We start from the raw sequence: 11,906 nt of genomic DNA, 5'->3' as shown, positions 1-11,906 counted from the left end.
AATGACAAGGACAGTTTAAATAATGATTTCTCGTTGGTTAGTGAGCTGCTTAGGTATGGTCGGTACTGTGATCAGTTTTCAACTGTTCGCAGCGACTGCGGCACAGATTGATTCATCCGAGCATGTGGAACTTGAACAAGCTCATAAGAGGCCAACGGTTGCTGTTGTTTTAGCGGGCGGCGGTGCAAAAGGTGCTGCCCATATTGGCGTACTTAAAGCGCTCGAAGAGATGCAAATCCCGGTTGATTACATTACCGGTACCAGCATGGGTTCATACGTTGGTGGTCTTTATGCGACAGGGATGAGCGCAGACGAGATTGAAAGCTTTATCTATACGGTGGATTGGAATCGCGGTTACCGAGACCGTGTAAATCGTAGCGATCGTCGTGTAAGAGATAAAGAGTATGAAGACCGCTACCAACTGAATACCGATCTTGGTTTAGGTTGGGGAGAAATCAAAGCCAGAAAAGGCGTGGTACAAGGCCAGAATATGCTGCGTATTCTGCGTGAAACCACAGGTAACTTGTCGCCACTCGACTCTTTCGATGATCTTGCCATTCCTTATCGCTCCGTCGCAACCGACATTATTGAACTTGAAGAAGTCGTGATTGACCACGGCCACCTTGTCGATGCCATGATGGCGAGTATGTCGGTACCTGGTGCTCTGCCTCCTTATGAAGTCGATGGTCGAATGCTGGTTGATGGTGGCGTAACCAACAATATGCCCGTTGATGTCGCAAGGGCGATGGGCGCAGATATCATTATTGCAGTCGATATCAGTACCAACTACAAAGGCAAAGAGGACTTCACGACCTTTTTAGCCGCAGCAGACCAACTTTCCAATTACCTTGTTCAACGTAGTACCCAGGAACAAGCCGAGACACTCAAAGACAACGATGTATTCCTCCAGCCTGATGTTGGGCAAATGGAAACGACCGAGTTCGATAAAATGCCATCAGCTTACGAAGCCGGTTACGAGGCAGCGAAGCAGCACTCTGTTGAGCTTTCTAAGTTGTCGCTCTCGAATGCTGATTACCAACACTATATCGAAGACAAACAAAAAGCTCGCAGGCAGCTGAAGCATGGTGATAAAACCGTGGTTGATAAAGTGATGATCAATAACAATACGCACTACTCAGATAAGCTGCTCGAAAACCGTTTGAACCTTCATTCTGGCAAGGTTCTCAAAACCAGCGAAATCGAGGCAAAGGTACAAGATCTTTATGCGTTGGATCGTTTTGAGTTGGTGACTTATGAGTTCGAAAACGTAGATGGTGAAGATCAACTTACGGTTAATGTGGATGAAAAGTCTTGGGGACCTAATTACCTCAACTTTCGATTCTTCCTCGAAGACGATTTTTCTACGACAAGTCAATATTCTATTGGTGTCTCGGCCAATTTTACCGATATCAACTCACATGGTGCTGAATTAAGAACAAATGTTGAGATGGGAACAGATAAGCGAATTGAGGCGGAGCTTTACTCGCCGTTTTTCTCAAGTCAGAAATTATTTACCTCTGCTTCGATTGTCTACAGTAAGCAAAATCGAAACTTACCTGTCGATATTGATGAAATTGAAGAGCCGACACTCGATGTAACTAACGATTATTTCCCAATGACATACAGTGAATACATCGGTGAATTAGCGTTAGGTTATCAGCCTACTCTGTGGCAAGAGCTAAAGTTTGGTGCTCGCTATACTAACGGTGACGTAGAAGTCGCTTCGTTACCTTCATTGGGGAGTGGCGGCTACTCACGTATTGGTGGTTTTATTAGTTATCGATTGGACACCTTAGATAACTTCAGTTTGCCAACCGAAGGTTATTTCGTCGATTTGGAATACCTTGTCTCTCATGACGATTTTCAAAACGATACGGAGATCAACGACACAGAGTTAACCTCAGAGAGTGATACCGTTTATGAGTTTTCAGCCAATTTCATGGCAGCGCAAAGCTATGAAAGACATACTTTAGTCGGAAAAGTCGATTATGGCATTGTAGAGAGCAAGAACTCAGTCTTTCCTATTGATCCTAGAGAGCTCGGCGGCTTCTTAAACCTGTCTGGTATCCCGAGAAACAGCTTAATCGGTCAGAACTTGGCGTACACCAGTCTGATTTATCGTTATAAGTGGTTTGAAAATGATTTCGGTCTCTTTGAATCACCGTTCTACGTGGGCGCATCTATCGAGCATGGTGGCGTTTGGTCGAACAATGATTTGAAGCTTAATGAAGCGCCGATGTACACCGCAGGCTCGGTTTTTGCCGGTGTTGATTCCCCGATAGGACCAATCATATTAGCTTATGGACGTACGGAAGATAACTACGATTCGGTTTACTTGATTGTTGGTACGTCTTACAAATAATCATGCGCGGAGTCGTTATTTAACTGCTTAAATAGGCAAAAATAGTGGGACTTTCGTCTTAACTTGCTATGTTGGTCAAAATGATAAGATTTTAATTTAACGTTAAATTTGCTATTCTACCGCCCACAGTTTGGCCTCTATGACGCCGCTCATCAATACAAATTGAATGACAAAAATGGCAATGGAGAGCCAAGTTTCCAAGGATGTTCACTTCTTTATTTTACTAACAATTATGAAGGTGAGAAGTGAACCGCAATGAGAGGAAAAAAGTCGTGCTTGAAGCCTACCGTAAACACGTCGAAGAACGTGCTGCCGAAGGAGTTGTTCCTAAACCACTAGATGCTGAGCAGGTAGCTGGCCTAGTTGAACTTCTGAAGAATCCACCTCAAGGTGAAGAAGAAACCATTCTTGACCTACTAGAAAACCGCATTCCACCGGGCGTAGATGAAGCTGCCTATGTAAAAGCGGGCTTCCTAACGGCTATCACTAAAGGTGAAGTAGCATCTCCACTAGTAAGCAAAGCAAAAGCTGCAGAATTGCTTGGTACTATGCAAGGTGGTTACAACATCGAATCTCTAGTATCTCTACTTGATGATGCTGAGCTTGCTCCAATCGCTGTGAAAGCACTGTCTCACACTCTACTGATGTTTGATGCGTTCTACGACGTAGAAGAGAAAGCAAAAGCTGGCAATGAATCAGCGCAACAAGTTCTTCAATCTTGGGCTGATGCAGAATGGTTCACAGCGAAAGATAAAGTCGCTGATAAGATCACTGTAAAAGTATTCAAAGTCACTGGTGAAACGAACACCGATGACCTATCTCCAGCACCTGATGCATGGTCTCGCCCAGATATTCCAGTACACGCAAAAGCGATGCTGAAGATGGAACGTGATGGCATCAACCCAGATCAACCAGGTACGGTTGGCCCAATCGCTCAAATCGAAGAACTGCAAAAAGACGGCATTCAGCTTGCTTACGTAGGTGATGTTGTTGGTACAGGTTCTTCTCGTAAGTCTGCGACAAACTCAGTACTTTGGTTCATGGGTGAAGATATCCCGTTCGTACCAAACAAGCGCACTGGCGGTGTTTGTCTTGGTGGTAAAATTGCTCCAATCTTCTACAACACGATGGAAGATTCAGGCGCACTTCCGATTGAATTAGACGTTCAAAACATGAACATGGGCGATGTTATCGATATTTTCCCATATGAAGGTGTTGTACGTAAAAACGGTGAAGAGATCTCTAGCTTCGAACTAAGCAAAGTATTGCTGGATGAAGTTCGTGCTGGTGGTCGTATCCCACTTATCATCGGTCGTGGTTTAACAGGTCGTGCTCGTGCTTCTCTTGGTCTAGAAGAAACAGACTTATTCGCTAAGCCTGTTGATCCATCTGCATCTGATAAAGGCTACACACTAGCTCAGAAGATGGTTGGTAAAGCATGTGGTGTTGAAGGCGTTCGCGCGGGTCAATACTGTGAGCCTAAGATGACGACAGTAGGTTCTCAAGATACTACTGGCCCTATGACGCGTGATGAGCTTAAAGACCTTGCTTGTCTTGGCTTCTCTGCTGACCTAGTGATGCAGTCTTTCTGTCATACATCGGCATACCCGAAACCAGTTGATGTTAACACGCACCATACGCTACCTGATTTCATCATGAACCGTGCCGGTGTTTCACTACGTCCTGGTGATGGTGTTATCCACTCATGGCTAAACCGTATGCTTCTTCCTGATACTGTAGGTACAGGTGGTGACTCGCATACTCGTTTCCCTCTAGGGATCTCATTCCCTGCGGGTTCTGGTCTAGTTGCATTCGCGGCAGCAACAGGTGTTATGCCTCTTGATATGCCTGAATCTATCTTGGTTCGCTTTAAAGGTGAAATGCAGCCAGGTATCACGCTACGTGACCTAGTACATGCGATTCCTCTATACGGCATTAAGCAAGGCCTGCTAACCGTAGAGAAAGCAGGTAAGATCAACGAATTCTCTGGTCGCGTACTAGAAATCGAAGGTGTTGAACACCTATCTGTTGAGCAAGCATTCGAGCTTTCTGATGCGTCTGCTGAGCGTTCAGCGGCAGGTTGTACTGTTAAGCTGTCTCAAGAGTCTATCGAAGAGTATCTGAACTCAAACATCGTTATGCTTAAGTGGATGATCGCTGAAGGCTACGGTGATGTTCGTACTATCGAGCGTCGTATTACAGCAATGGAAGAGTGGCTAGCGAACCCTGAGTTGCTGTCTGCTGATTCAGACGCGGAATACGCTCACGTTATCGAAATCGACCTTGCTGACATCGATCAGCCAATCCTATGTGCACCAAACGATCCAGATGATGCTCGTCTTCTTTCTGACGTTCAAGGCACAGAGATCCAAGAAGTGTTCATCGGTTCTTGTATGACCAACATTGGTCACTTCCGTGCTGCAGGTAAGATGCTTGAAGAGTTCAACGGCTCGCTAAGCACTCGTCTATGGGTGGCTCCGCCAACTAAGATGGATAAAGACCAGCTAACAGAAGAAGGCTACTACGGTATCTTCGGTCGTGCTGGGGTTCGTATCGAAACTCCGGGTTGTTCACTATGTATGGGTAACCAAGCGCGTGTTGCAGACAAGTCGACAGTAATGTCTACGTCTACTCGTAACTTCCCGAACCGTTTGGGTACAGGTGCTAACGTTTACCTAGCATCTGCTGAACTTTCTGCGGTTGGTGCGATTCTTGGTCGTATTCCAACGAAAGAAGAGTACCTAGAGTACGCGGATAAGATCAATGCAACGGCTGCAGACACATACCGTTACCTGAACTTCCATAAAATGGGTCAGTACACGGAGAAAGCGGACACGGTTATTTTCCAAGAACCAGCTTAATCGCTGACTGGCTAAATAATTGATTAAACGCCTTCTATTCGTAGAAGGCGTTTTTTTATGTCTGAATGTTGGGGGATGAGTAGCTCGATCTATTGATTACTTCGCTATATACTCTCGCCTCATTTTTAACCCTGTCTGCAGTTACTGCGTGGAGCCACTATGGAATTCGAATTTACAAGAAACACTCTGATGGGTGAGTACTACGTGAAATGCAGCATGGGACATGAAATCGTAGGCCGCTGGTTACAAGAAGAGATCGGTAAAGATAAGCAGAAATTAGATCATGTGATGGCGCTTATCGAGCAATCACGACAGGATCTGAGCAATGAAGTGACGCTGCTTGGCAAAGAGATTAGCCTAGCGATCAATGAAGATGAAGTAACGATTCAAGAAAACGTGTTAGGTCATGAGCAAGAAATGGAAGAGGGCAGTGAGTTCGACTTTTACAACTGCGAGAGCCAAGCAAGCTGTGGAATTGACGACTTCGAGTTGCTAATCGAGCGCTGGGTTGAGTTTCTAGGGTACTAGCCGTTGTTATAACAGTGCTTAAGACTCCGTTGCCCAAAACTGGAGCAATAATAGAGTTACGCATTAAGATAGTGAAAAGGTCGCACCAAATTGGTGCGGCCTTTTTTTTATTAGTGCTTAATTATCTTCATCTTATTAAAAATCAACAAGTTAACTTTTTGGCACACAACTTGGATTGTAATAAGAGAATTAACGGAATTAGTGAAGAATTTAAGGAACGAATATGAAACTAATAAATGCCATTGTTAAGCCATTCAAATTAGATGACGTACGTGAAGCGCTGTCTGATGTGGGTATTGAAGGTATGACGGTCTCTGAAGTGAAAGGCTTTGGTCGTCAGAAAGGACACACTGAATTATACCGTGGTGCGGAATACCAAGTCGACTTCCTTCCAAAGGTGAAGCTAGAGATTGCTACTCAAGCTGAAAACGTTGACCGAGTTGTTGAAGCGATCAGCCAAGCGGCACACACAGGCAAAATCGGTGACGGTAAGATTTTTGTGTATGACCTAAGCCAAGCTGTACGAATCCGTACTGGTGAAATGGATGCAGAAGCACTTTAAAGAATTACAAGGACTGGAGACTTTAATATGGAACTTACAACAACAGTAACGGAACTACGTTACGCACTAGACACTTTTTTCTTCCTCATTTCAGGTGCGTTGGTAATGTGGATGGCAGCAGGCTTCGCAATGTTAGAAGCTGGCCTAGTTCGTTCAAAGAACACCACAGAGATTTTAACTAAGAACATCTGCTTGTACGCGATTGCATGTACTGCGTTCTTAGTCGTTGGTTACAACATTATGTATGTCGATAACGGCGAAGGCGGTTGGTTACCATCATTCGGTACTCTGATTGGTACTCAAGGTGAAGGCGCCGACCACTCTTTAGAATCAGACTTCTTCTTCCAGGTAGTATTCGTTGCAACCGCAATGTCTGTGGTATCAGGTGCAGTAGCTGAACGTATGAAGCTTTGGTCATTCCTAATCTTCTCTGTAGTACTAACTGCATTTATTTACCCAATGGAAGGTTACTGGACTTGGGGCGGTGGTTTCTTATCAGAAGCAGGCTTCAGTGATTTCGCAGGCTCAGGTATCGTACACATGGCGGGTGCAGCAGCAGCGTTAGCGGGTGTTCTATTACTTGGTGCTCGTAAAGGTAAATACGGTAAAAATGGTGAAATCTACCCAATTCCTGGTTCAAACATGCCACTTGCTACATTAGGTACGTTCATCCTTTGGTTTGGTTGGTTCGGTTTCAACGGCGGCTCTCAACTGATGGTTTCAGATTTTGAGAACGCAACAGCAGTGGGTCAAATTTTCCTTAACACCAACGCAGCAGCAGCAGCGGGTGCAATCGCAGCACTACTAGTATGTAAGACAACCTGGGGTAAAGCGGACCTAACCATGATTCTTAACGGTGCGTTGGCTGGCCTAGTAGCAATCACTGCAGACCCTCTATCACCATCACCTCTATTTGCAGTAGCAATTGGTTCGGTATCTGGCGCATTGGTTGTATTCAGCATCATCGCTCTAGATAAAGCTAAGATTGATGATCCAGTAGGTGCAATCTCAGTGCACGGTGTGTGTGGTTTCTTCGGTCTAATGGCTGTGCCACTAAGCAATGCAGACGCTACATTCGGTGCTCAACTATTCGGTGCAGCAGTAATCTTTGCTTGGGTATTCGGTGCGAGCCTGGCGGTATGGGCTGTACTTAAAGCAACAATCGGTATCCGTGTAAGTGAAGACGAAGAGCTAGAAGGTATGGACATGCACGATTGTGGTGTTGGCGCTTACCCAGAGTTTGTATCAGTAAAATAATCAATAGTATTTGTCTAACCTGAACGGGTTAGGCAGGACAAAGAAAACCCCATAGCCATTGGTTGTGGGGTTTTGTTATTAATGGTCGAGTAGTTTTGATTGATTTAGATAAACCGAGCTAGCCGGCAACTCTTCGCAAGAATAAGCGGTCACTTTGAAATAGATTGTTACAAAAGTGCGAGACTGATGGCGCAGAGCGAACAATTTTTTTGTCGGATATCATTGTAATTGTGTTATTGATGAATATAATAACGCAACTGATATAGATTATCATTTCGATATAAAGGATTTTACCATGAAAAAACTGCTAACTCTTTCAGCTCTTGCGTGCAGCACTATCGCACCAGCAGCAATGGCTGCAGAAGAAGTAAACGTATACTCTTACCGCCAACCTTTCCTTGTTGAGCCAATGTTCGATGAGTTCACAAAGGAGACGGGTATTGAGGTAAATGTTAAGTTTGCTAAGAAAGGTTTGGCAGAAAAGCTAGCTCAAGAGGGTGAATACAGCCCTGCAGACGTGGTATTAACAGTTGATATCAGCCGTCTATCTGAGCTAACTGAAAAAGGCTTAGTTCAAGCGGTAAACAGCGACGTTCTAGAAAAGAACATCCCGGCTCAATACCAAGATACAGACAACGAGTGGTTTGCTCTAACAACACGTACTCGTAGCGTTTACTCTTCACGTGACCGCGTTGGCCGTCTAGGTGAAGACTTCACTTACGCTGATCTAGCGAAGCCTGAATTCAAAGGTAAAATCTGTACTCGTAGCGGTAAGCACCCATACAACGTTTCTCTAGTATCTTCTATGATTGCTCACAAAGGTGAAGCGGAAACTAAAGAGTGGTTAGAAGGCGTAAAAGCAAACCTAGCTCGTAAGCCTCAAGGTAACGACCGTGCACAAGTTAAAGCTATCAAAGAAGGTCTATGTGACGTTTCTCTTGGTAACAGCTACTACCTAGGTAAGATGGTTAACGATAAAGAGCAAAAAGCTTGGGCTGACGCTGTTTACATTAACTTCCCTAACCAAGAGACGACAGGCACTCACGTAAACATCTCTGGTATGGCAATGGCTAAGTACTCTCCAAACAAAGAGAACGCAGTTAAGCTAATGGAATTCCTATCTGGTAACACAGCACAAGGTATGTACGCAGAAGTAAACTACGAATACCCAGTTAAAGCTGATGTTAAACCTTCTGAGCTAGTAGCTTCTTGGGGAGAATTCAAAGCAGATACTATCTCTCTAGACCAAATTGCAGATCACCACGAAGCTGCAATCAAGCTTCTAGACGAAGTTAAATTCGACCTGTAATTATTAATATAGGCTTCGGCCAATATTAGATTTAACAACCTCAAGTTGCCGTTTTGGGTACTTGAGGTTGTTTTGTTTTTAGTTAAGTCACTTTTTGAAACAAAGCTCTCGTTTGATCTTGAGAGTTATTAGCACAGCTCCTTGAAGTCATTACCGTATATGGGTATAAATAACCCCCACCACTAAAAGGGCATGAGATGTATTTGCAACTGCATTTGTGTTTCATTAAGCCTTGTTGTAATTAGGCGATGAAAGAAAAGAATTATTTATGGAACACCAGTAGTGGTTTGATAGCTTTACTACTGGTTTTTCCGATCTTAGCGATATTCACCACCGCTGTAGGTGAAACAAATGAGCTGTTTTCTCATTTGATGTCCACAGTGATGCCGACTTACGCTTATAACACTGTCGTTTTAGTGATAGGAACCATGTTCTTGTCGCTGCTATTTGGTATCCCCTCAGCTTGGATCATGGCGATGTGTCGCTTGCCGGGTGAGAAAGTGTTGCAGTGGGCATTAGTTTTGCCACTCGCAATGCCAGCTTATATTGTTGGATACATCTTTACCGATTGGTTTGACTTCGCCGGGCCTGTGCAGATTCTGCTTCGCGACCTAACTGGCTGGGGGCCTGGGGAGTATTGGTTCCCGGACATTAGAACCTTGTCTGGCGCAATTATTGTTCTGTCACTTGTTCTATACCCTTATGTATACCTGTTGTGCCGTGCTGCATTCATGGAGCAGAACGTCTCTCTACTCCAATCCGCTAGATTATTGAAATGCTCACCCTGGGAAAGCTTCCGCCGCATCTCTTTGCCGCTTGTGCGCCCATCAATGGCTGTCGGTTTATCACTTGTTGCCATGGAAACCATCGGTGACTTCGGCACGGTCAGCTACTTTGCGGTGAACACCTTAACAACGGCGGTTTATGATACCTGGTTAGGCTACTCAAGCTTGACCGCGGCAGCGAAAATATCGGCAATCATGTTGGTTATCGTGATTCTATTGTTAAGCTCGGAGCGATACAGTCGCCGTAAACAGAAGCTATTTCAAAATCAATTCAGTAGTAGTGAAGATTTTCGTTATGACCTGTCTGGTTGGAAAAAATGGCTAGCAATGTTTTGGTGTTGGGGGCTAGTCTGCGTCGCATTCTTGTTCCCGCTTGGTCAGTTAATTATTTATGCTTATAAATACTTCGGTCAAAGCTGGACTCCAGAATTTAGAGAATACGCGGTTAACAGCTTATATGTTTCTATTGTGGCTGCGATCATCGGTGTGATCATTGCTCTCATTGTGAACTTTAATCAGCGAGTAAGCCCAGGTAAGAGAAGTCAGGCATACATGCGTCTTGCTTCTATGGGTTATGCCGTACCTGGCACCGTGTTGGCAATTGGTGTGATGGTGCCGGTTTTGTTCATGGACCACTTAATTAATGATATTGCGAAAGTGATGGAGTGGGGACGTCCGGGGCTGATCTTCTCTGGCTCTATGTTCGCGCTTATTTTTGCGATGGTAGTGCGTTTTTCTGCGGTTGCTATCGGCAGTGTGGAAAGTAGCCTAAGTAAAGTGTCGCCGTCTTTGGATATGGCTTCAAAGACCATGGGTTGTAACACTAACCAGATGTTACGCCGAGTGCATTTGCCTCTGATTAAGCGTGGTGCTTTGATTGCAGGACTATTGGTGTTTATCGAATCGATGAAAGAGTTGAATGCAGCGCTATTGCTGCGTCCGTTTAACTTTGAAACTCTAGCTACCTATGTTTATAACTATGCCTCAGACGAGCATCTAGAGCTGGCTGCGATGCCTGCTGTGTTACTTGTACTGGTGGGTCTAATCCCATTGATCATCGTCAACCGTTCTTTGGAGCAAAAAAACTAATGAGCTGTGCATTATCTATTAAAGATCTGACTTGTAAGTATGAGTCTCAAACGGTTCTCGAGTCACTTTCTCTTGAAGTTGAACATGGCGAGATCGTATGTCTACTTGGCGCTAGTGGCTGTGGTAAAACAACCTTACTAAAGGCGATTGCTGGATTACTTCCGTTGAGTCATGGGGTAATGAATCTTAACTGTCAGACTATTGATGATGGTAAGAATTGGCTACCACCAGAGCAACGTAACATCGGCATGATCTTCCAAGATTATGCGCTGTTTCCGCACCTTACCGTCAATCAGAACGTGGCATTTGGGCTGCGTGATATGTCAGAGCAAGACAAGAAAGCAAAAGTGAAAGAGATGCTAGAACTGGTTCACCTTGATCAATATGGTGAGCGCTATCCTCATCAGTTGTCTGGTGGGCAGCAGCAACGTGTCGCTATTGCTCGCTCTTTGGCTTATAAGCCTGATTTATTGCTACTTGATGAACCGTTCTCGAACATTGATACCCAAGTTCGTCATGAGTTGATTTCTCAGATCCGCAAGATCTTTAAGAAGCAGGGCGTAACCGCTATTTTTGTTACTCACAGTCGTGAAGAAGCGTTTGCCTTTGCGGATAAAATGGCCGTAATGAACCATGGTGTGATTGAGCAATATGGTTCGGCATCTGAGCTTTACTTCCACCCGTCGAGCAAGTTTGTTGCCGATTTCTTAGGTGGTGGTAGTTACTTAAATGCTCAGCGTATCTCAGATAATGAATTCGAAACCAGCTTGGGCTTAGTGGAAGCAAAAGCGCAAACGGAGATTGATGTTGGCTCTGAGTGTGCGCTGTTACTACGACCTCAGCACATTGTCGCGAGCCACGATACAGACAGTAATTTGTCGGTATTGGAGCAGCAATTCATGGGTGACCATTGTCGCTATGTGATTGAAGCCAATGGGCAAAAGCTACTGGCGACTTCGTCGGAAGCGCTAGAAGTTGGTATGCCAGTGACCGTGAAAGTAGACACTAAAGGCGTACTGGCTTTTTAGGTGTTTTAGTGGCCCAGCTATAAAAAAGGTTCATCGCGGATTAGCGGGAACTAAAAACAAAAACGGTAGTAAGTGATATGGTTTAGTCGCCAAACAAAAATCATACACAAACTACCGTTTTCATG

8 protein-coding genes are annotated in these 11,906 nt (G+C 44.6%); all 8 read left to right on the top strand.

Annotation, left to right across the window (positions count from 1 at the left end; all coding sequences use genetic code 11):
- Positions 1–22: 22 nt before the first annotated feature.
- Positions 23–2,362, top strand: a complete 2,340-nt coding sequence (locus F0251_RS19825; protein ID WP_171731665.1) for a patatin-like phospholipase family protein — start codon at positions 23–25, stop codon at positions 2,360–2,362.
- A gap of 272 nt (positions 2,363–2,634) precedes the next feature.
- On the top strand, positions 2,635–5,223 hold the full coding sequence (gene acnB / locus F0251_RS19820) for a bifunctional aconitate hydratase 2/2-methylisocitrate dehydratase (RefSeq protein ID WP_116871687.1): 2,589 nt from the start codon (positions 2,635–2,637) through the stop codon (positions 5,221–5,223).
- 159 nt (positions 5,224–5,382) lie between these two features.
- Complete coding sequence (locus F0251_RS19815; RefSeq protein ID WP_061032487.1) at positions 5,383–5,751, top strand: YacL family protein; 369 nt, start codon at positions 5,383–5,385, stop codon at positions 5,749–5,751.
- A gap of 223 nt (positions 5,752–5,974) precedes the next feature.
- Positions 5,975–6,313, top strand: a complete 339-nt coding sequence (gene glnK, locus F0251_RS19810; RefSeq protein WP_004738200.1) for a P-II family nitrogen regulator — start codon at positions 5,975–5,977, stop codon at positions 6,311–6,313.
- A 27-nt stretch (positions 6,314–6,340) separates the two neighbouring features.
- On the top strand, positions 6,341–7,570 hold the full coding sequence (locus F0251_RS19805) for an ammonium transporter (protein ID WP_076655082.1): 1,230 nt from the start codon (positions 6,341–6,343) through the stop codon (positions 7,568–7,570).
- Positions 7,571–7,865: 295 nt separating this feature from the next.
- Complete coding sequence (locus F0251_RS19800) at positions 7,866–8,879, top strand: Fe(3+) ABC transporter substrate-binding protein (protein WP_102426158.1); 1,014 nt, start codon at positions 7,866–7,868, stop codon at positions 8,877–8,879.
- A 248-nt stretch (positions 8,880–9,127) separates the two neighbouring features.
- Positions 9,128–10,753 (top strand): iron ABC transporter permease, encoded by a 1,626-nt coding sequence (locus F0251_RS19795; RefSeq protein WP_061032489.1) that lies wholly within the window; start codon positions 9,128–9,130, stop codon positions 10,751–10,753.
- Positions 10,753–11,781 carry an ABC transporter ATP-binding protein gene (locus F0251_RS19790; RefSeq protein WP_061032490.1) on the top strand — a complete coding sequence of 343 codons (1,029 nt, stop codon included), beginning with the start codon at positions 10,753–10,755 and terminating at the stop codon, positions 11,779–11,781. Before F0251_RS19795 ends, F0251_RS19790 begins: the two co-directional genes overlap by 1 nt.
- Positions 11,782–11,906 lie beyond the last annotated feature (125 nt).

Origin of the sequence: Vibrio sp. 070316B (assembly GCF_013114115.1) — a bacterium.
GTDB classification, from domain to species: Bacteria; Pseudomonadota; Gammaproteobacteria; order Enterobacterales; family Vibrionaceae; genus Vibrio; species Vibrio chagasii_B.
The sequence above is the reverse complement of the archived record's forward strand: the minus strand, read 5'-3'. Positions and strand labels throughout refer to the sequence as shown.